The organism is Bacillus daqingensis, from assembly GCF_042654445.1.
GTDB classification, from domain to species: domain Bacteria; phylum Bacillota; class Bacilli; order Bacillales; family Salisediminibacteriaceae; genus Alkalicoccus; species Alkalicoccus luteus.
Genome location: NZ_JBHSGK010000013.1, coordinates 414,576 through 440,630, shown reverse-complemented (window position 1 = coordinate 440,630; position 26,055 = coordinate 414,576). Strand labels below are relative to the sequence as shown.

The following is a 26,055-nucleotide window of genomic DNA, read 5'->3' as shown; positions in this document are numbered from 1 at the left end:
AGCACATGCTCTGGCAAATCAATGAAACCGATTGTCTGGATTGGAGGAATTCCCGTGTGGTGGATGGGAAAACCAGCTGGTCTTGCGGCTGCCTGTATTCTGATGGGTGCGTGCAGCTTAAGTGATGACCAGCTCTCTGAAAAAGCAGAAAAACTGCTTCACGAAAAAGTGGAACAAGAGCCGGAAGAGCCGACCGTTCATCAGAATGGATTTTCTGTCTTTCTGCCCGATCAGGCTGAAATGGAGAAGAACGGCAGCGCTGAGTTTCACATTAGCATGGAAGAGCAAATTTTTATCTTGAACTTGGATGGTGCAGATGCAGAGGCGGAGGAGAGCCTTCTCCCTGAACGGGAGCCGCTTCTTGCCGAAGTGTCCCAAGAAGGGGCGGAAGAAGCCTTCTTTCACATCGCGCCGTTTGATGGAGATGCCTATGAAGTGATGGTAGGGTCCGGAAATGCCAAAATTTCTGCAGTCATGAAGCTTCAGGAGATCTCTGAACAGGCGGGAATGATGTTTGATATTGTTCAGTCTGTCGAAAAACATGATCATATTGGAAGAGGCATGGCTCCCGCAGTCGGGGAGTGATGCCTCTTTTCGTCTGCGCATCCTTCTTGACAAATCAGGTGTCAAGACAGCATGATGAACAAATGAGGAGGCGGAGGCGAAGAAATTATGAAGCAGTTTTTACATAAAAAAGGAATCGAGCTGTCGCTGCGGACTTATTTTATAACGGGTTTAAGCTATATGGCGTTAGGGCTGTTTTCTTCTTTGATTATCGGATTGATCATGCAGACGGCGGGTGACGCTGCTGGCATTGGATGGCTGGAGAATACCGGTACGCAGGCCATGGCGCTGGCAGGACCTGCAATCGGTGCTGCGGTCGCTTACGGCCTTAAGGCGCCGGGGCTCGTATTATTTGCAGCCTTGTTCGGAGGAGCTGCAGGTTACGATCTGGCAGGACCGGCAGGGGCGTTTATTGCTGCGGTTGGTGCAGTGGAAGCAGGCAAGCTTGTATCAGGTGAAACCAAAATAGATATTCTAGTAACACCGTTTGTAACGATCAGTGCCGGGGCAGCTGCAGCTGCGGCAATCGGTCCGCCGGTCAGTGCGTTGTTGATCGGCATCGGTCAGTTTGTCATGTGGGCGACAGAGCAGCAGCCGTTCATTATGGGGATTGTCATCGCAGCAGTTATGGGACTGGCGCTGACTGCACCAATTTCCAGCGCGGCTATCGCCATCATGCTGCAGCTTGACGGACTGGCTGCCGGGGCTGCCGCAGTCGGCTGTGCCGCGCAGATGGTTGGCTTTGCTGTAAGCAGCTATCGGGAAAATAAAGCTGCCGGGCTGATATCGCTTGGCATTGGCACCTCGATGCTGCAAATTGGCAATATTGTTCGTAACCCGCTGATCCTGATTCCGCCTACTGCAGCTGGAGCGCTGATCGGTCCGCTTGCAACGATCGTCTTTCTCATGGAGAATAACCCTGAAGGAGCCGGAATGGGGACGAGCGGATTTGTTGGACAGATCATGACGTTTCATACGATGGGATTTACCCAAAGTGTATTATGGTCCGTGCTTTTATTGCACGTTGTGCTCCCGGCTGTGATCAGTCTCTTGCTGTCGGAATGGATGAGGCATAAAGGCTGGATCAAAGCCGGTGATATGAAAATTGAACAAGCATAGGAGGCGTATTCGCTGTGAAAGAACTGACGCAGGAACACGAGATTCGAAGCGCAATGGAAGAAGGAGAGACCGTACTGATGTTTTCAGCCGGCTGGTGTCCGGACTGCACGGTAATCGAACCAGAACTTCCTGAAGTGGAAACACACTTTTCAACGATGAATTTTTATAAAATCGACCGGGATCTTCACCCTGATCTGGCTTCAGAACTTGATATCATGGGGATTCCAAGTTTTGTCGTCTTCCGCGATGGAACGGAAGCAGGGCGATTCGTAAGCCGGGATCGCAAAACGAAAGAAGAAATTATCCGGTTTTTGCAGGAAGTGTGAAGCCTGCCGCTAAAGCGTGTTAAAATGGCTTCAATGGAGGGATACGAACATGAAAACGATGGAAATAAAGCGGGCGCTTGAAAAAGAGCTGCAGCATGATCATTGGACGACATCATTTGATCGGGACAGGGAAACGTTCCGCATTGAAGACGACCGTGTGGGCAAAGGTATTACGGTCCGCTTAGGAAATGTAAAGCAGGCATTCGAAAACGATCCGGAGGAAGCACTTGCTTCAACCGTTTCAAAAATAAAAGAAGGGATGCGGCTTCTCATTGAGCGAGTTGATTTAACTGGCAAGGAGAAGCAGATCTTCCCGGTACTCCGTACGCCGGACTTCGCTGAGGATCAGAATTTAGTTAAAGACGAGCATACGGCAGAAACGAGCGTATTTTATGCAGTCGATGAAGGCGAGTCGTATTCTTTAATTGATGAGAATATGCTCGCCTCGTCGGGCAAGACGGCCCAGGAAGTGCGAGAAGCGGCTATGTTCAACATTCGCTCGCTTTCAACGGACATGAAGCAGGACACGGTTGCGGGAAACCACTTTTACTTTTTACGCGCAGGTGACGGGTATGAGGCAAGCCGCATTCTCAACGATCAGCTGCTGGAATCGATGAAGGATATGGCAAAGGGCGAGCTTGCGGTCGCAGTTCCTCATCACGATGTGCTCATTTTTGCAGACATTCGCAATGAAGCAGGCTACGATGTGCTGGCACAAATTACGTTTCAGTTTTTCTCAGAAGGCCATGTGCCGCTGACAGCCCTGCCATTTCTCTATGAAAATGATGAATTAGAGCCGATCTTTATTCTGGCTCAGAAAAAACCGAAGAGCACGAAAAAAGATGGATGATTTTTCTATGATGCATCCTGTATAGTTAGTGATGGAAAGGTAACTCATGCTGGGCACAGTCTGCGAGTTACCTTTTCCATATTTTACATAAAAGTCAGGTGAGCGTAGTGAGAGACCCAAAGCATTATATAGATAAAATGAGAGAATGGATGTTTGGCGTTGATGATCGGACAGAGCGTCCGCCGCGTGAGTTCCAAAAGCTGGAGAAGCAGGAGCGCCGGCGTCAAATTCCAGAGCTCGGTGAAGTCAAAATGCAGCATTATTATCCGAAGGAAAAGCGGAATACGGCTGAGCCGCTAAAGCCGCTGGAGCGCAAAAAAACGAAGACGGAATCAAAACCGCCGGCACGTAACAAGCCAAAGACAGAAGCAAAGCCGCCGGAAGAACGTCCGGCTTGGAGGAAACAACCGTTGGAAAAGCGCCGGCGTTCATCCGGTTCAGAGGAACAGGCCGTGCCGAAACCGCCTAAAAAACGTCCGGACGTTTACAGCCGCGGTCCGTTTAAAGCGCAGGAAATTCCTTCTCCTATTTACGGGCTGCAGCTCCAGCGGGAACGTGTTAAGCGCCGTCGTGAAGCGCTCTATCCATCCGCTGCACACGAAGTAGAAGCAGAGGGTCAAACACTGGAACAATTGGGCGTACCAAAAGCAGAGCAGCCTGCAGAGCTTCCCGCGACGGAGCAGCCGGAAGGATTGCCGGATGTCGCTGAAGGATACGGTGAGCAGCTGATAAAAGCAAAGGACGAGGCATCTGCTGACCGTGCGAAAAATGAGCTTGCAGACGCGGTGGAGGAAGTGTATGAGGCAGAGGAGATCGTTCCGGCTCCGGGACCTGATCAGGAAGAGCCTGCCGTCAGTGGCGTTGAGCCAGTGCGAGCTGCTGCAGAACCCGTGCCTCCGGCTGAGCCGAAGCGGAGCGCATCGGAGCAGTCAGATTGGAAAGCGGGACTCAGCCGGGAAGAAAGAAAGCAGCTGAAAGAAGCTGCTTCCGCCCCGCCACCGCAGAAGGAACGGCGTAAGCCCGAGGTACAGTCCGTCCGCAGGAAACAGGAAGACGCAAAAGTTCCTTTTAATGTCATGATGCAGCCATCGGATAAACGAAAGGCGAGAAAGCATGATGAAGGCTACCAAAAGCCCGAGCTCCATCTTCTTTCTATTCCGCCGAAACGGGATGAGAACCTGGACAGCTGGGCAGGTGAAACGGCCCAAAAACTAAACGAAACGATGGCCTATTTCCGAGTCCGTGCAGAAGTAGTAACCTACACGTCAGGCCCCTCTGTTACCCGTTTTGAGCTGCAGCCGGAGCCTGGGGTAAAAATCAATAAAATCGTTCAGCTCACAGATGACCTAAAGCGCAGTCTGGCGGCTACTGAAATTCGAATAGAAGCCCCGATTCCGGGGAAGACGACCGTAGGGATTGAAGTGCCGAACCCATCAGCCGTGCCTGTAATGCTCCGCACCATCCTGAGAGACAACGCCTTTCGTGAGGCCGGTTCTCCACTGACGGTCGCACTCGGAATGGACATCGGAGGCAACGCGATTACAACAGATATCGGCTCCATGCCGCACGGGCTGATTGCCGGTACGACCGGATCGGGTAAAAGTGTCTGTGTTAATTCGATGCTTTTGAGCCTGCTGTATAAAGCGTCTCCGGATGAAGTGAGACTGCTGCTGATTGACCCGAAAATGGTTGAACTTGCTCCGTTTAATGATGTACCGCATCTTGCGGCCCCTGTTATTACGGATACGAAGGAAGCAACAGCTGCCTTGAAATGGGCGGTAGAAGAAATGGAGAGACGGTACCAGCTCTTTGCAAAAACCGGCTCCAGAGATCTGGAGCGGTACAACAATAAAGCAGAAAAGAAGCTGCCGCGATTAGTTATTGTGGTTGATGAGCTGGCTGATTTAATGATGGTTGCCCCGCAGGAAGTGGAGGACGCCATTTGCCGGATTGCTCAGAAAGCAAGAGCGTGCGGCATCCACCTGCTCGTGGCGACGCAGCGGCCGTCGGTAGATGTAATTACTGGCTTAATTAAAGCGAACATTCCTTCAAGAATTGCTTTTTCTGTTTCGTCTTCCGCTGATTCGAGAACCATTTTGGACAGCGGCGGAGCGGAGCGGCTGCTGGGTAAAGGGGACATGCTTTTTCATCCAAACTCGCTCCCGAAGCCGATGCGGATTCAGGGGACCTTTGTCACCGATGATGAAATTGATCGGGTGATTCAGCACACCTCAGCTATGAAAAAGCCGGAACCGCTGTTTGACCCGGCTGAAATTCGTGAGCAGCAGGACAGTGCCTCTTCCGGAGATGAGCTTTACGAAGAAGCGGTTTCGTTCGTGGCAGAACGCCAATCGGCCTCCACCTCGCTGTTGCAGCGACGGTTTCAAATCGGCTATAATCGGGCAGCGAGACTGATCGATGATATGGAGTCCCAAGGAATTGTCTCTCCGGCAAAGGGAAGCCGCCCCAGAGACGTCTACACGTCAGAGGTATAAACCGGCATACGGATTTTTTAAGATATCAGCCGATGTACTGGATTATGTATATGAGGAAAGGGTATAGTAGAGGAAAGGTTGTACAGCCTTCCAACTGTACCCCCTTTTTTATGAAACAGGGAACCGTGATCATGCAGGCGGCCTGAACGGCCGGCCCCATACTTCGTCTGACTACCAATCAGACAGGGAGGGGATCAGAATGCATCAGATTTTACTTGGACATCTCGTAGAACAGATTTCACCTGCGTGGCTGCACCTCCTGACAGAGGAGGAACGGACGAAAGATATTGTCCTGCGCCACGGAGTCGATCAGGTCAACGAAGACGATGTGAAAGAGATCATGGAAGCAGTCATCTCAGAAAAAGCAGACAACACCCTGTACCATTAGAAACCAGCATAATTTTAATGATGAAGAATGAGGAGAACTGGATTAATGAAAGAAATAACGCTAAAGCTGCGTGGAGAGATAGACCGCCTGACAAACAAAACGTTTAAGTTCGATGAACGTGTCGGGGAAGGCTGGTTCTCAGCAGTTTATTTTTTGAAAACAAAAGAAATTGCAGAAAAAGTCATTCCCGATAACGTGGTGACGATGCAGTTTTTTCAAAAGCAGCATGCTGTCCTTTGCGGAACCGATGAAGCGATTGCTCTGCTGCAGGAGTTTGCTGTTGAACCGGAATCACTGGAAATTCATTCGCTTGAAGACGGAGATAAGGTGGAGCCGTTTGAAACTGTCCTGACGATCACGGGACCCTATCAGCATTTTGGCTTTTTAGAAGGAGTTATTGACGGCATTCTCGCCAGAAGAACATCGGTGGCGACGAACGTCTATGAAGTTGTTAAAGCAGCTAAAACGTCCGGAACAGAGAAACCTGTCATCTTCATGGGAGATCGCGATGATCATTTTACCATGCAGTCTGGTGACGGATATGCAGCGTTTATCGGCGGTTCGAAGGCCCAGGCGACTCACGCCATGAATGAATGGTGGGGCAAGAAAGGAATCGGCACGATGCCGCATGCGCTTATTCAGCTGTTCAAGGGAGATCTTGTGCAGGCGACAAAAGCCTATAAAGATACGTTTCCGGACGACGAGCTTCTTGCGCTTGTCGATTACAACAATGATGTGATTGAAGATTCACTTAAAGTAGCCAGGGAATTCGGCCGTGAGTTGAGCGGTGTCCGAGTAGATACCTCTAACCACATGGTAGACCGGTATTTTACAAGAAATCCGGACGTTCTCGGCAGTTTTGATCCGAGAGGCGTTAACCCAAAGCTGCTGTTTGCACTGAGAGATGCCCTTGATGCAGAAGGGTTTCATCATGTAAAAATTGTCGCTTCCGGAGGCTTCGATGCAAAACGGATCAGCCGGTATGAAAAAGACGGTGTTCCAGTTGATATGTACGGAGTAGGAAGCAGCCTGCTTAAGGTACATATCGGATTTACAGGAGATAACGTTCTTTTAAATGGAGAACCTCAGGCGAAAGAAGGAAGGAAATACAGGGAAAATCCGCGCTTAAAGAAAATAGAGCTCGAGGCGGCGGACATCCGGAAGTAAGGCGCCGTTCAGCAGTGCGCCTCATAAAAGAGTGACAGTGGGGAGCTGTGCCTTCGGGACGGCTCTTTTTTCTTCCCAAGTACGTACATAGCTGGAAAGGAGGCGTGCAGCATGCCCGAACGAAAAGCCACGTTTATGATTAATTTTGAGGAAATGAAGCGTGAAAAACAGGAAGCTTATCACCGGGAAGCGGAAGATTTGTACGAATGGCTGTTCCATTTCCTCGAACGGGATTTAAACATGAGAGAAAAGGTAAGGGCCAAGCATATGTTTCGAGATCTGTGCGGATTTCAGACAGAAACCGTGCTGACCCGGGAGGAGGAGCTGCACGCCGAGCACTGGATGCTGTTTGATTACATTACCGTCATCGGGTCCCGTCCATTTGATTTGTTTATCCGCAGCCACAGCAGTGAGCTGACGCCGAAAATGAAAGAAACGGCTGGCATGATGATGCTCATGCACCTGGCCCCGTATCGTGTCCTTCATACGAGCGGCAGTGAACACCTGCTTTCTCCTTTTCAGGAGGAACGTGAAATTGCAGTCCGTGCAGTCGGCAGCCCGCAGCAGGCAGAAGCAGGCGAGCTCATTTTAGCAAGAGTGGCTCAGGTCGGTTTTGAAAAGACAATGGTAGGCCCTTGTATTCGTATTGACCCGAAACATGAGGAAAAAGTACTTGAAAAACTCCGTTACTTTGAAGCGAAAGGGAGAAAATCCTACCATCGGTTTTTGAAGGAAACAGGCATATCGTTTCTGCAGTACCGTCCGTAAAATGGCACATAGCAGGGAGACGGTCTCTCTGTTATAATGAGGGAATGAACCGCCGGGACGATCCGGCAACACGACTTATTCAAAATTCGGAGGCAGTAGGAAATGACAAACTATCATTTCATTGGAATAAAAGGCTCAGGCATGAGTGCGCTGGCACAAATTTTGAGCGATATGAAAATGAACGTACAGGGCTCTGATGTGGAAAAGCGTTTTTTTACACAGATTCCGCTTGAAAATAAAAACATCCCAATCTATCCTTTTGAAGCTGACAACGTGCAGGAAGGACAGACTATCATAGCATCACCTGCGTATAACGAGACAAATCCTGAAGTTCAGCGGGCCGGTGAAAAAAAGATTACCGTCCACTCTTACCCGGACTTTTTAGGATCGTTTATTAAACAATTCACGAGTGTAGCTGTAACCGGGTCGCACGGGAAAACGACGACGACCGGGCTTCTTTCCCATGTCTTGTCTGAAGCCAGACCGACCTCGTACTTGATCGGGGACGGAACTGGAAAAGGAACAGAAAACAGCGAGTATTTCGCATTTGAAGCATGCGAGTACCGCCGTCACTTTTTGAATTATTATCCCGATTATGCAATTATGACAAATATTGATTTTGACCATCCCGACTATTTTAAAGATGTCGATGATGTCTTTCAAGCCTTTCAGGATATGGCTTCCCAGGTCCAAAAAGCAATTATCGCCTGCGGCGACGATCCGCATCTCCAGCATCTGCAGGCAGGTGTTCCGGTCATTTATTACGGGCTGTCAGAAGAAAGTGATTTTCAGGCACGGGACATCAAGACTGACGCGGAAGGGACGCACTTCGACTGCTACGTGCGGCAGGAGCATTATGGTCGGTTTACCATTCCCGGCTACGGCACCCACCACGTCCTGAACGCACTTGCAGTGATCGCGATCTGCCACTATGAGGAGATCGAAAAGGAAACAGTAGCCGCGCAGCTCGCTACGTTTTCCGGAGTGAAGCGCCGCTTCTCCGAAAAACAAGTCGGTACTCAGGTGCTCGTAGATGATTACGCTCATCACCCGACGGAAATTCGTGCAACAATTGAGTCTGCAAAAAAGAAGTACAGCGGCAGAGATGTCATCGCGATTTTTCAACCGCACACCTTTTCCAGAACCGAGGCATTTTTAGACGATTTTGCATCCGCTTTGGGTGACGCAGATTATGTGTATCTTTGCGACATCTTTTCGTCAGCCCGGGAAAAAAAGGCTGAGCTTACGATTCACGACCTGCAGCATAAAATTTCAGGTGCACAGATTCTGGAAGAATCCGGAACAGATGTCCTGATGCAGTACGAACAGGCGGTTCTGCTGTTTATGGGAGCCGGAGACGTACAGAAGTTTCAGCGGGCATACGAAGAAAACCGAAGCAGCCAGGAAGGTGCGCTGTAACGAAAACGATAAGGCTTCCATTCCGTTTCAGGATGGAAGCCTTTCTGCTGCCTGCTTTATAACAAAGAGACCGCTGTCAAGATGCTTCTGGCAGTCTCTTCAGATGACGGTTACTTCAAGTTTTCAGGATTCAGCTGTTCGAGATCAGAAACGATAAACCGTCCGTCGCGGCGAATGACTTCCCCGTCAAAGGAGATCGTACCGCCCCCGTATTCAGGACGCTGAATGTTTACAATGTCCCAGTGTACGGCTGAGTCGTTTCCGTTATAAGCATTTTCATAAGCTTGCCCTGGAGTGAAGTGGAAGCTGCCGTCAATTTTTTCATCAAACAAGATATCCTGCATAGGATGCTGAATGAATGGATTGACCCCAATTGCAAATTCACCAATAAATCGAGCGCCTTCATCCGTGTCGAGGATCTCGTTAAGCTTTTTCGTATCGCTCGATGCGGCATCGACAATTTTACCGTTTTCGAACGTGAGACGAATTTGTTCAAACGTTGTGCCCTGATAAGGAGAAGCGGTATTATAGGTGATGGTGCCGTTCACGGAATCTTTGACAGGAGCAGTGTAAACCTCCCCGTCCGGAATGTTCAGACGGCCCGCGCATTTGATGGCCGGGATATCCTTGATAGAAAAGTGCAGGTCTGTTCCATCCCCCTGGATGTGAACGCGGTCTGTGCGGTTCATTCGATCAACAAGGGCATCCATTGCCTGATCCATGTTGGCATAGTCAAGATTGCACACGTTAAAATAGAAATCCTCAAACGCTTCCGTGCTCATTCCAGCAAGCTGTGCCATCGAATCAGTCGGGTAACGCAGCACGACCCATTTCGTATTTGGTACACGAATTTTGCGGTGTACTTCTGTACCCACCGTTTTCTGGTGCAGGGCCATATTGGCTGAAGGTACATCGGACAGCTCGCTGATGTTGTCGCCGGCGCGAAGGCCTATGTAGGCATCCATCTCCTTCATCACGTCCGCTTCAAAACGAGCGGTCAGCTGCTGCTGTTCATCTGTAGCTCCCATAAGCAGGGAACGGTTTACATCATGCTCTTTCAGGGAAACAAAGGGAATAGCATGGACAGCATACGCTTCTTCCACCAGCGCCTTTACCAGCTCTTTTTGAAGGCCGAAATTTTCAATTAAGATTTTCTCTCCTTTTTGAAGATCAGTGGAATACTGAATCAGGTTTCGAGCAAGGGTTTGAATCCGTGGATCTCTCATGCTTACAGCACGCTCCTTCACACTTATAGTTTATGTATCCGTTTTCCATTCTACCGGCTGTACAGAAAAAACACCAGCCGGTGCTGTTTTCCGGGAGGATTTTGACAATTTATCTCGAATCTAGTTCAATAAGAGTTGGATACGGTAAAGTTAAACCGCAATCAGACAAGGAGGAACTAATTATGGAATGGCTCATGTATGTCAGCATTGCAATTGTCGCAGTGGCATTTGCACTTCTCGTTTTTTATCTCATCAAGACGCTGCAATCCTTGAAGGAAACGATGAACAACGTATCCAAAACAGTGGAGGACCTGCAGGGACAGGTGGAAGGAATCACAAATGAATCCACGAATCTTCTACATAAAACAAATGCGCTTGCAGACGACCTGCAGCGTAAATCAGATTCCTTGAACTCCGTATTTGCAGCAGCTCAGGATCTCGGCGTGACGTTTCAGAATATGAATACGTCCGTTAAACGCGTATCCGATTCGGTATCGCGCCAGGCCGACCAGCGGTCTGAACAGGTAGCAAAGGCCGTTCAATGGGGGAACGTAGCGCTTGAGCTGTGGACCCGCTATAAGAAGCAAAAAGAAACGAATGTGTAAGTATACGTGAAGGAGGCTGTGCCAATGAGCGACGAAGGCATGAACGTAAAGGATTTTGTAATCGGGGCACTGGTAGGCGGGCTGGCAGGAGCATCCGCTGCTTTTCTGCTTACGCCAAAATCCGGACGTGAAATCCGGCGTAATATTAATACGCAGGCAAGAGAGAGCACGAGCAGTCTTGCGGACAAAATGAGAGATTTGTCGCGCTCGGTGCGACGTGATATGAAAGAACTGACCGACTCTGCAGACTATCTGATGGAGGATTTTGAAGGATTGTCCGATGATATTGCAGCTTCTGTCCGTAAAGAAGTGGAAGACTTGCAGCGGTCTGTCGAGCAGCTGATCCAGGAAGTGGAAGAGCGCGAAAAGCAAAATCGGGGAGGAGCTTCTACATGACGTTAAAAAAGCTTGAAGACAACGAAACCCTCCGGACTCTTTATGAGCGCCCAGAGCCTTTTCTGATCTTTAAGCATAGTACGACCTGTCCGATCAGCTCGGAGGCTTGGAGCGAGCTCCAATCTTATGCAGACATTTCCGAACTGCCGATCTATTACTTGCATGTGCAGGAGTTTCGCAGCGGATCTGCCGATATTGCAGAGACCTACAGCGTTAAACACGAATCGCCCCAGGCACTGCTCGTGCACAATCAGCGGGTGCTCTGGCATGATTCACACTGGAATATTACGAAAGACAGCCTGCAGCAGGCAGAGGCCGGTGTACGCCGGTCGTAAATACTATAGCATCGTGATTCGATTCATCCGCCGAAGCAAGCTTCGGCGGATGTTATTTTCGCTCAAAAACAGAAACGAATGAATGAATGAAAAAAAGATATTATTTTTGTTAAATCCTCAACCCTATGAGCGAGAAGGAGTTTCGCGATATTTTGTCGCTTTAATGCTTAAAAGCGTTTAATTATTAAAGAAAAGGGGCTGACAAGCAGGCAAGTATCGTTTATAATGATCATTAAATCTAAAGGAAGCACAAGCTTGGTGCTAATCACGAGAGGAGTTTTATAGAATGGGTAACGAACAGCTGGAAGAGCTTAGAAAACAATTAGATGAGGTGAATGATCAGCTATTTGAACTGATCACAAAGCGTGCCGAGCTTGCACAGGAAGTTGGACGGGTAAAAGCAGCTCAGGGTCTGAACCGCTTCGATCCGGTTCGTGAACGAAAGATGCTTGATGCACTCGCAGCTAAAAACGAAGGACCATTTGAAACATCAACTATTCAGCATATATTTAAAGAAATTTTCAAGGCAAGCCTGGAGCTTCAGGAGGATGATCACAGTAAAGCGATGCTCGTCTCCCGTAAGCGCAAGCAGGATGATACAATTGTTACTATTAAAGGCGAGGCAATCGGGGATGGTCAGCAGCGCATAATCGCAGGACCATGTTCCGTAGAGAGCCGCGAACAAGTGGATCAGGTAGCTCAGACGCTGAAAAAGCAGGGCATTAAACTGATGCGGGGCGGCGCATTCAAGCCGAGAACATCTCCGTACGACTTTCAGGGGCTTGGGATTGAAGGACTTGAAATTTTAAAGGAAGCTGCTGACAAGCATGATCTTGCAGTGATCAGTGAGATCGTCACGCCGCACGATATCGAAAAAGCAGTGGACTACCTGGACGTGATCCAAATCGGTGCCCGCAATATGCAGAACTTCGAGCTTCTGAAGGCTGCAGGTAAAGTAGATAAACCAATTCTGTTGAAGCGAGGCCTCTCGGCAACTCTCGCTGAGTTCATTAATGCAGCAGAGTACATCCACTCTCAAGGCAATGGCAACATCATCCTTTGTGAGCGTGGTATCCGCACGTACGAAACTGCTACACGTAATACGCTGGACATTTCAGCTGTTCCGATTTTGAAGCAGGAAACACACCTGCCGGTTCTTGTCGATGTCACGCATTCTACCGGCCGCCGGGATCTGCTGCTTCCGGCAGCGAAGGCAGCTCTTGCAATCGGAGCCGACGGTGTGATGACCGAGGTTCACCCGGATCCTGCAGTAGCACTTTCCGATTCTGCGCAGCAGATGGACTTCCCGCAGTTTGATGAGTTCCTCAACAAACTGGAAGAATCCGGTCTTTACAAGCGTGGGAGTGTAACAGCAAACTAAGTGATGAAAAAAAGCGGACCAGTTCCTCCAGTTAAGGGAGGGCGGTCCGCTTTTACGTGTGCACTTTTGAAAACAATGTATGAAAACGTGAATATTGAATGTTGATTATGTCGTTTTTCAGGTGCGGCATTAGGGTCGCCCCATTCAGGACTAATCATGTTTTTTCGAGGAAATCACATCGATTCCTTCAGGAAGGAAAGCAGGCTGTCGATATAATCTATAGTTTGCGTGCCTCCTGAAAGTATACTATGATTAGCGTATATTATGAAAATATGAAAGTAAAATTTTTCTATATACCGTAAGGAGGAAACAGCAAATGAATAATGTAACGATTTATGATGTAGCTAGAGAAGCAGGTGTATCCATGGCTACCGTTTCACGAGTGGTAAACGGTAATCCAAACGTAAAACCGACGACTAGAAAGCGTGTTATGGAAGCAATTGAGCGGCTGGGCTATCGACCAAACGCTGTCGCGAGGGGGCTTGCGAGCAAACGGACGACGACTGTAGGGGTTATTATTCCGGACATCTCCAGCATCTTTTTCTCTGAACTGGCACGGGGGATAGAGGACATTGCAACAATGTATAAATATAACATTATCCTCAGCAACTCTGATCAAAACAAGGAAAAAGAAATTCACCTCATCAATACGATGCTTGAGAAACAGGTGGACGGTATTGTTTTCATGGGCGGAGAGATTACAAAGGAACATGAGGAAACGTTTAAACAGTCGCCGGTACCGATTGTGCTTTCCGCAACATTGGACGAAAAACGGGAGCTTCCATCGGTTAACATCGATTACAAGCAGGCTGCTTACGACGCTGTATCAGCCATCATTCGGCAGGGTCACAAGCGTGTCGCAATGCTTACAGGCACGCTGGAAGACCCGATCAACGGTTATCAGAAGTTTTCAGGCTACAAAGAAGCGCTTCACGACGCCGGCATCGACCTTGACGACAACCTGGTAGTGATCGGCGACTATACGCATGACGCTGGTGTGGATGCGATGGAACAGCTTCTGAAACTTGATGATCAGCCGACAGCTGTCTTTGCGAGCACCGATGAAATGGCGCTTGGTTTGATTCACGGTGCACAGGATCACGGCAAGCATGTGCCAGATGACTTTGAAATTGTTGGATTTGATAACACCCGTCTCGCAACGATGGTTCGCCCTACGCTTTCCACAGTCGTTCAGCCGATGTATGACATCGGCGCGGTTTCCATGCGTCTGCTTACGAAGCTCATGAATAAAGAAGAAGTAACAGAAAATGCAGTAGTACTGCCGCATCGTATCGAATACCGCCAGTCGACGTCCTTTTCTGAAGACGAGTAAGTTCTGGTAGGCGGTCATCCGGCGGCAGCTGCAGCGTGGGGAGCGACTTATGAAAAAAACAGATTTACTCACACCGATCGGACTGTTCATCGGCATGACCGCAATGTTTTTAGCCATTTTTTCAAGCACGGCTGGAACAGGAAACCTGACAGATTTTCTGCAGGTGACTTCCATTCTGATCGTACTTGGGGGGCTGACGGCTGCAATTTTCATCAACTTTTCCCTGACAGATATCAAGCTGATGCCCCGTGTATTCAAGGAGGCGTTTCAGACGCGTAATCACGACCTGAGATTGCTCATTGATACATTTGTCGACCTGTCGACGAAAGCGCGAAGGGAAGGGCTGCTAGCGCTTGAAGCTGGGTTGGAGGAAGTAGAGGACCCGTTTATTGAGAAAGGGGTCCTGCTCGCCGTGGACGGCATTGAGCCGGATGTTATTAAAGATATTATGATGGCAGAGGTCGTGGCGATGGAAGAGCGTCACCGGAAGGGCCGTCTTGTCATTGAAAAGGCTGCTGAATATGCACCTGCCTGGGGAATGATCGGTACGCTGGTCGGGCTCGTGCTAATGCTGCAAAATTTAAATGATCCGGCAACGCTCGGCCCTAATATGGCAGTCGCTTTATTGACGACGCTCTATGGTACGCTGCTCGCGAACCTCGTCTTTGGTCCGATGGGCCATAAACTCATGCTTAGTACGGAAGATGAAGTATTCGTCAAGCAAATTATTATCGAAGGTGTCATTGGTGTTCAATCCGGTCAAAATCCAAAGGTGCTGCAGGAAAAACTCGCTGCGTTTCTGCCAGCTTCTTCAAAAAAGAAGGAAGAAGAAGCACCTATAGGGGAGCCGGTTTCGAATGAATAGAAGACGCCGTGAAGAAGAACGCGGGGCTCCAAAATGGATGGTCACGTTCTCCGATATGATGACGCTGATTCTCGTCTTTTTTATTCTGCTGTTTTCCATGTCCGTCGTAGATGCGACGAAGTTTCGTGCGATTGCTGATTCATTTCAGGAACGGGCTGTGTTTGATGGATTCCCTTCCGTACTGCCGTTTGAAAGTCCGGCAGAAGAACGGGAGCTGGAAGCAGAGCCTTCGGACAGTCAAATGGATCCCTTTGAGCCATATGAGGAAATGGAGCAGGATGAGCTGAACGAACAGCTCGATGAACTGCTCGAAGACGTCAATGAATATTTGGAAGAGAATGAATTCACCGAAGAGATTACAGCTTCGCGGGATGATAGAGGTGTCGTGCTGGTTCTGCAGGAGCAGGCGCTGTTTGCAACAGCCAGTGCAGACTTGATTGACGAAGCTGAGCCGTTTCTTGATAAAGTATCTGAGCTGCTTGATACGATCCCTAACATGGTGAAAGTGGAAGGTCATACCGACAGCCGGCCAATCAGCACGATGCAGTTTCCATCCAACTGGGAGCTTTCCGGGGCGCGTGCAAGCAGCGTCATCCGCTATTTAACTGAGGCGGGAGAGCTTAATCCGCAGCGGTTCATGGCTGCGGGCTATGGGGATACGAGACCGGTGGCGCCGAACACGTCGGAAGAGAACCTTCAGCAGAACAGGCGTGTTGTGCTTGTGATTTCAGACCCATCCTTTGACGAGGACGATCTTTATTAAACGCACCCAGCATAGGGGACATAAACGTAAAGAACGGTCACCAAACGGAACAGTAAATGATACAATGGAGTCAGCAGAGGCTGTCGTTCCGCTGCGGCGGACGGCAGCCTGTTTTGACGCTTTTACAGAGGAGGGATCGCATGAAAATCGGATTAATCGGTGCAATGGAAGAAGAAATTGCCCACTTCATGCATCTGCTTACAGTTGAGGAAAAATATCAGCTCGCTAAAAACACGTATGCGGTCGGCAAATTTGGCATGTGTGATGTGGTTCTGACAAAAGCAGGTGTCGGCAAAGTGAACGCCGCAGCCGCTGCTCAGAAAATGATTGATGTGTTTGAAGTGGATGTGCTGCTCTTTACCGGCGTGGCCGGGGCTGCTAATCCTGACTATGAAATTGGGGATGTGGTAATCAGCACCTCATGCCAGCAGCATGACATTGAGGCAGAAGCACTGGGGTTTCCAAGAGGGACCATTCCTATGTCGGACACCCCTGCCGACATTCCGGCAGATGAATCTTGGCAGCAGCGGCTTTTGGAAGCTGCAAATGAGCTGGAGGACGATGTTAATGTCTATGCAGGTAAAGTGGTCAGCGGTGACCAATTCATTGCTGATAAAGACAAAGTAGCGGATCTCAGGCAGACGTTTCAGGCGGACTGTGTGGAAATGGAAGGTGCAGCAGTGGCGCAGATTGCATGGATGCACGATGTCCCCTTCGTGATTCTGCGCTCGATGTCTGACAAAGCCAACGGGGAAGCGCCCGAAGCCTTTCAGAAATGGGTGTACGAAACGGCTGAACGCTCGGCGGCTATTATTTCCAGTGCACTGACGAGGCTGTCATCTGAAATTAGCAGCAGCCAATAGAAGATGCGGGGCTGAAAACCATTACGAAACAAAAACAAGCAGAAGCCGGTCCCTAAAGGGAGGCTTCTGCTTTTTCTATGCCATCAGCACGAAGGCTTGGAACGATCACGTCTGTTTAGAAAGAAATTTGAGGGCTTGTTTAACCGTACGGGCATTTTTCTGATTGATTTCCTTGCGGCGGGGAATTTCCGGATACAGTCCTTTTGGATCGTGCCAAGAGTGGGGCAGCTTCACGGGAGACTCTTCCTGCCACTTTGCAAGCCAATCGTCCGGAATCGGTTCCTCGCGGAGAGCTGTCTGACCGCTCATTTCCATCCACAGGCTCCCCCACGCGCGCGGAACGACTCTCCAGATATCGTATCCGCCGCCGCCGACAGCAATCCATCGCCCATCGCAGTATTCATGCGCCAGCTCGTGGGCAATCCGCGGCACTTCATGAAAAAATTGAAGCGTCCCGCAAAGATGTGTAAGGGGATCAAAATAGTGCGCATCTGCTCCGTTTTGGGTTAAAATCACATCCGGCTTGAACGTCTCCACGACCTTGCGCATGACCTTTTCGCATGCTTCAAGCATCGTGTCGTCTTCCGAAAAAGCTTCAAACGGTACGTTGAAGGCAGTGCCGTAACCGTCGCCGTGACCGCGCTCCGACACATGGCCGGTTCCCGGAAACAGAAATCGTCCGCTCTCATGAAACGACAGCGTGCAGACATCCGGATCGTCATAAAAAGCCCATTGCACACCGTCCCCGTGATGCGCATCGGTGTCAATATAAAGGACTCGTGCCTGGTATTTCTGCTTCATGTATTCAATCGCGATTGAACTGTCGTTGTAAATACAAAAACCGGAAGCTTTGCCCCGGAACCCGTGATGCAGGCCACCACCTAAGTTGAGGGCATGCTCATATTTCTTTTCAAAAACGAGATCGGCTGCTTGCAGCGTTCCGCCGACAAGCCACGAAGCAGCGTCATGCATCATCGGAAAGACAGGCGTGTCTTCCGTACCGATCCCGTATTTCGTTGTAAATGACGATTTATGCTGACCATCTGTTGCACTCATCACGGCCGAAACGAAATCTTCATCGTGAACGAGGAGCAGTTCATCCACCGTCGCCATTCGCGCTGGAATAATGTCAGCCTCATTCAAGGCCCCTGCTTTTACTAAAAGGTCGTTGGTCATCGTCAGGCGCCGCTGGTTAAAGGGGTGATCCTCGTGAAATTTATAGCCAAGCTGCTCTTCAGAAAACACAAAAGCTGCTTCATGTTTCATAGTGTCATCTCCGGTTCTTCAGGCCAGATCAGTTCACAGCCGTTTTCTTTCAGTGCCTGGGCAAAGCGGCCCGGATTCATTGTCTGCAATCGCATCACGATCCGCATTCTGCCGTCCTCGGCGGGAATGACAAAGATGCTGCGGATATTCTGGGCGTGTTCTTTCGCTACTGCCGTCACGTCAGCCAGCTTGCCGCTTTTATCATCGACTTCTACTTCCACGCGGGAGGACGGCCGGTCTGATCCGGTAAGGCGCACGAGCGTCCGCAGCAGATCCGTGTCGGTTAATATGCCGATCACCTTCTCATTTGGATCAATGACGGGAAGACAGTGTATTTTATTTTCGAGCATCTGGTGAGCAGCGTCTTCAACAAAATCCCCTGGCAGGCAGGTATGTACGTGGCGTGTCATATAGTCTGCTACCGTACCGGAATCGACTCCGCGAACATCCCGGTTGGAAAGGACTCCCTCGAGCCCGTCTTCATCAACAACAGGAAGGTGGCGGACATCGTGCTGCTTCATCGCTTTAGCAGCCTCAGTTACAGATTTATTAGAGGATATCGTAATGACGTCTTTTTGCATCACTTCTTCTATTTTCATTGTCTGCACCTCCATCAATTAGATCATATAACGGTTTTGAAAACGGACGCGGTCGAATTCGTGAACGGATTCGGTGCTTACACGGCTGCCTACTCGGGCCATTAAGCAGTTAGCTGGGTGAGAGGTGATTTCCGGATCGTCTGTGGCATACCACATTAAGCCGCCGGACTTCATCACTTTTTCCATGATATCGCGATAATCCCAGATAGAAAGACCGGTCCCGCGAAGGTCCCAGTGCCAGTAGTATTCTGTTGTAATGATAATGTAATCTTCAACGGCATCGTCCATCATGGATACTTTTAAAATTTCTTTTGCGAGGTTATGGCCCCGGTAATCCATGGATACTTCAATGGCACCGAGTTCGATCAGGTTATCAAATCGGTACTGTGACCACCGCTCCATTTCATCCGGATATAAATAGACGGCATAGCCGACGATTTTATTGTTTTCAATGGCAGCAACAATACGGCTCTCCTCGAGCTTCGATACATCAATCAATGCTTTTTTCTGCTGTTCGGGTTGGCGGAACGCTTTCAGTCCGTCATCGAATTCAGCCTGTTCAATTGTATCGGTGCTGAGTGGCCCGGCGATCTGAAACTGTCGGTTTTCATTACCAGTATGCGTGATAGAGTGATATGTTCTCCGATGCTTCAAAGCCATCCCTACCTTCCCTCTTAATATGTCTAATATACCATAGTCTGCCACTCAAACCTACGGTAATACTGGAGGCGCTTTCAAAAAGGTTTGGTATGTATTTAACGAAAAACTCCTGCCGTATGCTCCGGCAGGAGTTCGCATCATGCTATTCGTTATTGTTTCCACTGTCATTTCCCGCCCCGTCATTATTTGCTGTATTTTCGTTATCTGCATTTGATTCTGCTTCGGCGTTATTATTGGAGTCAGCGCTGTTATTGCCACCACTGTTGTTTTCAGCGCTGTTATTCCCGCCATTGTTGCTTCCGGCTTCGTTGCTGCTCTCGTTGTTTCCGCCGGAATTGTTTGTGTCAGCTTCGTTGTTACCTGAGTCATCCGTTGTTTCTTCAGCGTTATTCCCGCCGCCGTTATTGTTCCCAGAGTTGTTTTCGTTGTTCGAGTTGGAGGGGGAGGAGGCCTCGTTGTTCGAGGCCTCCTCATTTGATTCATTATTCCCGCCATTCGAATTGTTGCTGTTATTGTCTCCGTTGTTGGAATTGTTGTTGTTACCATTGTTTGAATTGTTGTTGTTATTATTACCATTGTTTGCATTGCTGCCATTGTTATCTTCGTTATCATTGGCATTGCTGCTGTTGTCCGCATTGTTATCGCTGCTGTCATTCGTACTGGTATCGTTACTGCTGTCATCATTATTACTGCTGCTGTCACTGTCATTGCCATCGTCATTGCTGCTGCCGTTGTCGTCTGATTCGTTGTCTGAATCATTGGAGCCGTTATTGTTATTGTCATCATTATCGTCGTCATCGTCATCGCTGCTCGTGGAGCCAATGGTGACGGTTGAACTCGAGGATGATTCACGGCCGGCAACATCGACTGCTGTGACATAATAGGCTCCGCTGCTGCCTGAATACTCAAAGTCTTCATCCCAGCGGACGCTCGTTACTTCAGAAAAGTCTCCGTCTTCATTAGAAGCGCGGTAGACACGATAGCCGACGACATCGCCTTCCTCATGCTCGTTCCACGTAACGGTATCGCCGCTGGTGCTGATCGATGGGGCACCAGGAGTTCGTCCATTATCCGGTGCTTCTTCATCGGTTGAGATAAGGTTGTCCCAGTCATCCGGAAGGTATTCAGACAGGTCTTCATCTCCAAGATCAAAGAAGTCATCCTGGATCGACACCCCTTGACGGGTGAACTCGGACGGCGTGCTGTCCAGCGCCAGGTACGTATCACCATTAACGCGGACGTAGTCAACACGTTCCAGGCTGTCGTCCGTTTCATCCGGAACGAATTCTTCATTGAAAAGGTCGGTAGTAACAAAGCCGGCTTCTTCACAAAGATCCGATGGAAGCATGCCTGTAATGCCGCAAATCGTTTCTTCCACGATGCCGTCCGGCCGCTCAAAGTCTTCTTCCGGCGCCATCAGGTCCGGGTCAACTTCATAGGCAGCGTTCGCCAGGTCTGCCCAGAGCATCTGTGTACGCGGGCCATAACCGATGCCGTTATGCTCCTGCACAACCCGGAACTGATCATCATCATAGCCGATCCAGAGTCCCTGGGTGATGTGAGGGTTCAACCCGACAAACCAGGAGTCTCGCAGTGCCTGACTCGTTCCGGTTTTTCCGGAGAGATCGGAGTCGAAGTCGAGGTAGCCCGGCAAATTAGGAGCTGTACCGAGTCCGGATTCCATTACATCACGCATCACGTCAATCATCAGATAGGCAGTCTGCGGAGAGACAACCTCAATTTCTTCTTCTGTATCCTGTTCGAAGATCACGTTGCCTTCAGAATCTTCGATGGACGCAATCATATGCGCTTCCTTGCGTTTTCCTTCGTTTCCGAAAACCGAGTAGGCGCTTGTGTTGGCTTCCACGGTCATGCCCATCGTACCAAGCGGCGTTCCTTCGTACGGAAGGTTTTCATCATACATAAACCGCTCAAGACCGTAGTTAATCATCGCCTCACGGGCGAAGTCCTGGTCGACGCGGTGAAATTCGCGAACGGCAGGGACGTTTCGGGATCGGGACAATGCTTCCCGGGCGGTGATCATACCGCTGTGATCATTATCAAAGTTAGTCACTTCGCGGTCTTCTACTGATTCGTATTCATACGGCGTGTCTGGTGTAATGAACCCTGGCTGTAAGTCGCCGGTTTCAAAGCCAAGTGCATAGGTGAGCAGTGATTTCATTGTTGAACCAGTGTGGCGCAGGGCATTTCCTGTCGCGTGGTTGAACTGGCTCTGCTGGAAATCTCGCCCGCCGACGAAGCTGATGATCGCACCGGTCCGGTTGTCGATCAGTACAGAACCGACTTCCTCCTGATAGGTCACTTCGACTTCTTCGCCTTCTTCATTTTCAACAATATCCGTGCGGTCAGGACCGAAGTTTTCGTACTCGGCCACTGCTTCCTGCTGAGCATCGTAAATATCTTTGTCGATCGTCGTATGAATGACGTAGCCATTGCGCTGCAGCGCTTCGCGGGCAGCTTCCCGATAATTGCTGCTTTGCAGCTGACGGTATTCTTCGTCCTCAATCTCTTCGAGTACGACATCATCTTCCTCAAGCAGATGTTCAAAGATCACTTGTTCAGCACGGTCGCGGACGGTGTCTACGATGAACGGGTATTCTTCATAGCTCGACGGCGTCGGGTCCGTTAAACTCTCCCGTATGTCATAGTTCTGCGCCTCTTCATATTCCTCATCCGTAATATAGCCGTGTCTGTGCATCCGGTTTAAAACGGTATTCATTCGATTCAGACCGGCGTCCATGTCCTCCTTCACTTCACCTGAGCCTAGAAAAGGAGTATAGGAGAACGGGCTTTGCGGCATTCCTGCAATGAACGCAGCCTGCGGAATGTTAAGCTCGGAAGAACTGACACCGAAAATACCCTGAGCAGCTGCTTCTGCACCGGCAACCTGGCGTCCGTTGGCATTTCTGCCGAACGGTACGATGTTTAAGTATGCTTCCAAAATTTCGTCCTTCTCCATAAACTGTTCGACCCGCATCGCGAGGAGAATTTCAGCAGCTTTCCGGTCATGCGTGACTTCACTCGAGAGCACCTGGTTTTTCACAAGCTGCTGGGTGAGTGTGCTTCCGCCTGTCTGGGTAGCGGCATTGGAAAAGTCCTGATATACTGCACGCATAAGTGCTTTCGGAACGATTCCGTCGTGCTCGTAAAAGTATTCGTCTTCGGTTGCAATCACCGCGTTAATAAGGTGATCGGATATGTTCTCCAGATCGACCTCGCGTCGTTCAAGCGGAGACGGCAGGTCGCCGAGATATTCCTCACCGGCAAAATAAACTTCTGTCGTTTCTTCATAATTAAATATATCAACTGAGAGTTCTTCTACATCACGTACTGGTTCATCCTGAACGAGAGAAGCAAAATAGCCTGCTCCTGCACCTCCGGCAAACGCTGCACCTGCCAACCCTAAGATAAAGAAAATAAGCAATAAATTCCAGAAAACGGCAGATGTAATACGTACGCCTTTCGTTACAGCAGCTGGTCCGCGGCTCCCGAAAAACCTGGTACGTGAAGAACGTTCTTCACTCACCTGAAAACCTCCTCGCGAAAACATTATCACTCCACATTATAGCATACGGCTGCCGAACGCAAATAGGAGGCAAGCCTTAATTACATACAGGAGTCTCTTGACTTGGTTTTTTGACTGTGCTATTAATAGGAAAGTCAACGTGAAGATTTCCACAAAGAAGAGATAAAGTAGCGGGAAGGAACGTCTGCTTCAGAGAGCCGGTGGTGCTGGGAACCGGTGCAGATCCATCCGGTGAATTACGGTCTTGGAGTGGCCTTTCAGAAATGAGAGGCGCTGTCCCGGCGTTATCAGGGAAGAGTGGGAGAGCTGCGCGCTCTTCAACATGGGTGGTACCGCGTTATTCTATACGTCCCTTGCTGATTTCGGCAGGGGGCTTTTTTGTGCGCGCCTAATAATGAAGGAGGAACGGTCAATGACACTACTGGAAGATTTACAGCATCGCGGACTTGTGAACCAGATGACGAATGAAGAAGGATTGAAGGAGCTGCTGGATAAGGAGCAGGTAAAGCTGTACTGCGGATTTGATCCGACGGGTGACAGTCTCCATATCGGGCACCTGCTGACGATTATCACACTGAGAAGGTTCCAGCTCGCTGGACACAAGCCATATCCGCTCGTTGGAGGAGCGACCGGTCTTATTGGAGATCCAAGCGGTAAAAGTGTGGAACGGACGTTAAACGAGCAGAGCGTTGTAGAGGAGTTCAGTGACAAAATTAAAGGTCAGCTGATGCGTTTTCTGGACTTTGAAGGCGATAACGCTGCGGAATTAATGAACAACTATGACTGGATCGGACAAATGAGCATCATCGATTTTCTTCGTGATACCGGTAAACACTTCGGCGTGAACTACATGCTTGCGAAGGAATCTGTTGAAACACGGATTCAGAGCGGTATCTCTTTTACCGAATTCACGTACCAGATTCTGCAGTCGCTTGATTTTTACCATCTTTATAAGGAACACGGCGTCAAGCTGCAGATCGGCGGAAGCGATCAGTGGGGGAACATCACTGCAGGTCTTGAGCTGATTCGCAGAATGTACGGCAGGGAAGAAGAAGAGCGTGAGGCAGTCTTTGGGTTTACGATTCCACTTGTCACGAAAGCGGACGGTAAGAAATTCGGTAAAACAGAGGGCGGAGCTATTTGGCTCGATGCCGATAAAACATCTCCGTATGAATTTTACCAGTTCCTGCTGAATACGGAGGATTCTGATGTCATTAAGTTTCTTCATTACTTCACTTTCTTAACCGCCGACGAAATCGATGAGCTGAAAAAAGAAGTGGAAGAGCGGCCGCATGAGCGGGCTGCCCAAAAACGTCTTGCAGAAGAGCTTACGACGTTTGTGCATGGTGCGGCAGCACTCAGCCAGGCACAGAACATTACACATGCTCTCTTCGGCGGCGGAAGCTTGAAGGAGCTTACGAAAGACGAGGTCCTTCAAGGCTTTAAGGATGTGCCGTCCGCTGATATTCAAGCGGAAAGCATGCCGCTCGTTGATCTTCTGATTGAAGCCGGTATTGCGCCATCGAAGCGTCAGGCGCGGGAAGATATTAAAAACGGGGCGATTTCGATTAACGGGGAACGCTGCCAGGATCTCGACAAAGTAGTCGAATCAGAAGAGAAGCTGGAAGACAGCTTTACGATCATCCGGCGCGGCAAGAAAAAGTTCTTTCTTATTAAATGGATGTAAACGAAAGAAGCCGTCTCGATGCAGAGACGGCTTCTTTCAGGCTTTTGAAAAAGTCTTTCAATTTACATGTGTATTCGTTTGGTTGTATTTCCCCTATGCTTACAGAGCCTGCCGCGGGCTTGCCTTCAGCTATATTCAGACTGCTTGTTGCGCCTCCGCCGGGCACATCAAGAAAACGGCTCTGCTTGTTGGAGAATAACGTCACAACAGGAAGGTGCGACTGCTTTTTTACGTTTATCATGAATTCGATAAAGAACTGATTCCCCTGTTCAACATGGAAACGTCTCATCCGGAAGGTTCTATCCTGAATGGAAGCCGATCGTGCAGGCCTAACCAGGCACGTGAAACGCACTGCCAGCTGCCGACATCGAAGGACTTCGACTCCGAGAGGATCAGAACGAGGCGAAGATCCAGCGCTTCTGACGAAAGGAAGAAGCGGTTAGCTGAGCCCGTTCCCTCCGGAAAGCGAGGGTCCGCAGATACAGGCAGATGCCATCTTATTCACCTGAAATGACTATATCCACACTCTGAAAGAAGCCGTCTCGATGCAGAGAGGGCTTCTTTGCTTCAAAGAGAAGAGCTGTTTATTGTGGTCATTCGGAATCAGCCGTTAAAACACGCAAATCAGCTGAAGCTGTGACGCGAAACGATAAAAAAGACCCGGACGCAGTGGTCCGGGTCGAGATGTTGAGGCTATTAACGGGAATACCACTCAACGATCAGCTGTTCATTGATTTCTGCAGGAAGCTCAGAACGCTCCGGCAGACGAGTGAACGTACCTTCGCGCTTGTCTTCATCAAACTCAAGGTAAGATGGAACGAAGTCGTTTACTTCCAACGCATCCTTTACTGCATCCAGGTTCATGGAACGCTCACGAAGAGAGATCTTCTGACCAGGTGCTACGCGGTAGGATGGGATATCGACACGCTGGCCATCAACAGTCACGTGACCGTGGTTGACGAGCTGACGTGCTGCACGGCGAGTACGTGCAAGGCCTAAGCGGTAAACAAGGTTGTCCAGGCGGGATTCAAGAAGAATCATGAAGTTCTCACCGTGGATTCCTTCACGCTTGCCGGCAATTTCAAAGAGCTTGTGGAACTGACGCTCGTTCATGCCGTACATGTGGCGCAGCTTCTGCTTCTCCTGAAGCTGAAGTCCGTATTCTGTTACTTTTCTACGGGAATTCGGGCCGTGCTGGCCTGGTCCGTATGGGCGCTTTTGAAGCTCTTTTCCTGTGCCGCTCAGAGAGATTCCGAGACGACGGGAAAGCTTCCAGCTTGGTCCTGTGTATCGAGCCATAAATAGCTCCTCCTTTTTATTGAAAAGAATTCGTGAAATAAACAGGTCGTAATCTCGAGTCCCAGACATTTCATTTTAGGTATCTTCGCCTCGACAGCTAGAGGTTACACAATACCCCTCGACGTTCCGCGGGA

At 49.5% G+C, this 26,055-nt stretch carries 24 protein-coding genes and 1 other annotated feature; of the genes, 18 read left to right on the top strand and 6 right to left on the bottom strand.

Features of this window, described 5'->3' with window-relative positions:
* Positions 1–54: 54 nt before the first annotated feature.
* The 9 genes from ACFO4L_RS13395 to murC all read left to right on the top strand — a co-directional run bounded on the left by ACFO4L_RS13395 (position 55) and on the right by murC (position 9,096).
* Complete coding sequence (locus ACFO4L_RS13395; protein WP_377910180.1) at positions 55–585, top strand: hypothetical protein; 531 nt, start codon at positions 55–57, stop codon at positions 583–585.
* A gap of 87 nt (positions 586–672) precedes the next feature.
* Complete coding sequence (locus ACFO4L_RS13390; protein WP_377910179.1) at positions 673–1,683, top strand: PTS sugar transporter subunit IIC; 1,011 nt, start codon at positions 673–675, stop codon at positions 1,681–1,683.
* Between the two features lie 14 nt (positions 1,684–1,697).
* Positions 1,698–2,009 carry a thioredoxin family protein gene (locus ACFO4L_RS13385; RefSeq protein ID WP_377910178.1) on the top strand — a complete coding sequence of 104 codons (312 nt, stop codon included), beginning with the start codon at positions 1,698–1,700 and terminating at the stop codon, positions 2,007–2,009.
* Between the two features lie 49 nt (positions 2,010–2,058).
* Entirely contained in the window at positions 2,059–2,859 is an 801-nt protein-coding gene (locus ACFO4L_RS13380) for a DUF1444 family protein (RefSeq protein WP_377910177.1), read from the top strand.
* Between the two features lie 107 nt (positions 2,860–2,966).
* Positions 2,967–5,354, top strand: coding sequence for a DNA translocase FtsK (locus tag ACFO4L_RS13375; RefSeq protein ID WP_417281518.1), 2,388 nt, complete (start codon positions 2,967–2,969; stop codon positions 5,352–5,354).
* Positions 5,355–5,553: 199 nt separating this feature from the next.
* The gene (locus ACFO4L_RS13370) at positions 5,554–5,742 is read left to right on the top strand and encodes a hypothetical protein (protein WP_377910176.1); all 189 of its coding nucleotides are present in this window, start codon (positions 5,554–5,556) and stop codon (positions 5,740–5,742) included.
* Between the two features lie 45 nt (positions 5,743–5,787).
* Complete coding sequence (locus ACFO4L_RS13365) at positions 5,788–6,909, top strand: nicotinate phosphoribosyltransferase (RefSeq protein ID WP_377910175.1); 1,122 nt, start codon at positions 5,788–5,790, stop codon at positions 6,907–6,909.
* Between the two features lie 111 nt (positions 6,910–7,020).
* The gene (locus tag ACFO4L_RS13360) at positions 7,021–7,677 is read left to right on the top strand and encodes a hypothetical protein (RefSeq protein ID WP_377910174.1); all 657 of its coding nucleotides are present in this window, start codon (positions 7,021–7,023) and stop codon (positions 7,675–7,677) included.
* 102 nt (positions 7,678–7,779) lie between these two features.
* Positions 7,780–9,096 carry a UDP-N-acetylmuramate--L-alanine ligase gene (gene murC, locus ACFO4L_RS13355; protein ID WP_377910173.1) on the top strand — a complete coding sequence of 439 codons (1,317 nt, stop codon included), beginning with the start codon at positions 7,780–7,782 and terminating at the stop codon, positions 9,094–9,096.
* 110 nt (positions 9,097–9,206) lie between these two features.
* On the opposite strand, the gene ACFO4L_RS13350 is transcribed toward murC, so the two are convergent.
* The gene (locus ACFO4L_RS13350; protein WP_377910172.1) at positions 9,207–10,322 is read right to left on the bottom strand and encodes an aminopeptidase; all 1,116 of its coding nucleotides are present in this window, start codon (positions 10,320–10,322) and stop codon (positions 9,207–9,209) included.
* Positions 10,323–10,504: 182 nt separating this feature from the next.
* Here ACFO4L_RS13350 and ACFO4L_RS13345 point away from each other — a divergent pair, with 182 nt between their 5' ends.
* The 8 genes from ACFO4L_RS13345 to ACFO4L_RS13310 all read left to right on the top strand — a co-directional run bounded on the left by ACFO4L_RS13345 (position 10,505) and on the right by ACFO4L_RS13310 (position 16,863).
* Positions 10,505–10,927, top strand: coding sequence for a DUF948 domain-containing protein (locus ACFO4L_RS13345; RefSeq protein WP_377910171.1), 423 nt, complete (start codon positions 10,505–10,507; stop codon positions 10,925–10,927).
* Positions 10,928–10,951: 24 nt separating this feature from the next.
* Complete coding sequence (locus tag ACFO4L_RS13340) at positions 10,952–11,323, top strand: YtxH domain-containing protein (protein WP_377910170.1); 372 nt, start codon at positions 10,952–10,954, stop codon at positions 11,321–11,323.
* A complete protein-coding gene (gene ytxJ, locus ACFO4L_RS13335) occupies positions 11,320–11,658 on the top strand; it encodes a bacillithiol system redox-active protein YtxJ (RefSeq protein WP_377910169.1) in 339 nt (112 codons plus the stop codon). Before ACFO4L_RS13340 ends, ytxJ begins: the two co-directional genes overlap by 4 nt.
* Positions 11,659–11,944: 286 nt before the next feature.
* Positions 11,945–13,039, top strand: a complete 1,095-nt coding sequence (locus tag ACFO4L_RS13330) for a bifunctional 3-deoxy-7-phosphoheptulonate synthase/chorismate mutase (RefSeq protein WP_377910168.1) — start codon at positions 11,945–11,947, stop codon at positions 13,037–13,039.
* A gap of 316 nt (positions 13,040–13,355) precedes the next feature.
* Positions 13,356–14,372 (top strand): catabolite control protein A, encoded by a 1,017-nt coding sequence (ccpA, locus tag ACFO4L_RS13325; protein ID WP_377910167.1) that lies wholly within the window; start codon positions 13,356–13,358, stop codon positions 14,370–14,372.
* 49 nt (positions 14,373–14,421) lie between these two features.
* Positions 14,422–15,237, top strand: coding sequence for a flagellar motor protein MotP (motP, locus tag ACFO4L_RS13320; RefSeq protein ID WP_377910166.1), 816 nt, complete (start codon positions 14,422–14,424; stop codon positions 15,235–15,237).
* Positions 15,230–16,000 carry a flagellar motor protein MotS gene (gene motS, locus ACFO4L_RS13315; RefSeq protein ID WP_377910165.1) on the top strand — a complete coding sequence of 257 codons (771 nt, stop codon included), beginning with the start codon at positions 15,230–15,232 and terminating at the stop codon, positions 15,998–16,000. Before motP ends, motS begins: the two co-directional genes overlap by 8 nt.
* A 140-nt stretch (positions 16,001–16,140) precedes the next feature.
* Positions 16,141–16,863 (top strand): 5'-methylthioadenosine/adenosylhomocysteine nucleosidase, encoded by a 723-nt coding sequence (locus tag ACFO4L_RS13310; RefSeq protein ID WP_377910164.1) that lies wholly within the window; start codon positions 16,141–16,143, stop codon positions 16,861–16,863.
* 105 nt (positions 16,864–16,968) lie between these two features.
* Here the strand turns inward: ACFO4L_RS13310 and ACFO4L_RS13305 are convergent, their stop codons facing one another.
* The 4 genes from ACFO4L_RS13305 to ACFO4L_RS13290 all read right to left on the bottom strand — a co-directional run bounded on the left by ACFO4L_RS13305 (position 16,969) and on the right by ACFO4L_RS13290 (position 22,935).
* Positions 16,969–18,129: an acetoin utilization protein AcuC gene (locus ACFO4L_RS13305; RefSeq protein WP_377910163.1), complete on the bottom strand. Its 1,161-nt coding sequence runs from the start codon at positions 18,127–18,129 to the stop codon at positions 16,969–16,971.
* Positions 18,126–18,728, bottom strand: coding sequence for a CBS and ACT domain-containing protein (locus tag ACFO4L_RS13300; protein ID WP_377910161.1), 603 nt, complete (start codon positions 18,726–18,728; stop codon positions 18,126–18,128). The genes ACFO4L_RS13305 and ACFO4L_RS13300 overlap by 4 nt, the downstream gene beginning before the upstream one ends.
* Before the next feature lie 18 nt (positions 18,729–18,746).
* Positions 18,747–19,382: a GNAT family N-acetyltransferase gene (locus ACFO4L_RS13295; protein WP_377910323.1), complete on the bottom strand. Its 636-nt coding sequence runs from the start codon at positions 19,380–19,382 to the stop codon at positions 18,747–18,749.
* A gap of 148 nt (positions 19,383–19,530) precedes the next feature.
* Positions 19,531–22,935, bottom strand: a complete 3,405-nt coding sequence (locus ACFO4L_RS13290) for a transglycosylase domain-containing protein (RefSeq protein ID WP_377910160.1) — start codon at positions 22,933–22,935, stop codon at positions 19,531–19,533.
* A 145-nt stretch (positions 22,936–23,080) separates the two neighbouring features.
* Positions 23,081–23,292 (top strand) — a binding site (T-box leader).
* A gap of 55 nt (positions 23,293–23,347) precedes the next feature.
* Between ACFO4L_RS13290 and tyrS the strand changes: the two genes are divergently transcribed.
* On the top strand, positions 23,348–24,622 hold the full coding sequence (tyrS, locus tag ACFO4L_RS13285) for a tyrosine--tRNA ligase (RefSeq protein WP_377910159.1): 1,275 nt from the start codon (positions 23,348–23,350) through the stop codon (positions 24,620–24,622).
* 696 nt (positions 24,623–25,318) lie between these two features.
* Here the strand turns inward: tyrS and rpsD are convergent.
* Positions 25,319–25,921 carry a 30S ribosomal protein S4 gene (rpsD, locus tag ACFO4L_RS13280; protein ID WP_377910158.1) on the bottom strand — a complete coding sequence of 201 codons (603 nt, stop codon included), beginning with the start codon at positions 25,919–25,921 and terminating at the stop codon, positions 25,319–25,321.
* Positions 25,922–26,055: the final 134 nt, after the last annotated feature.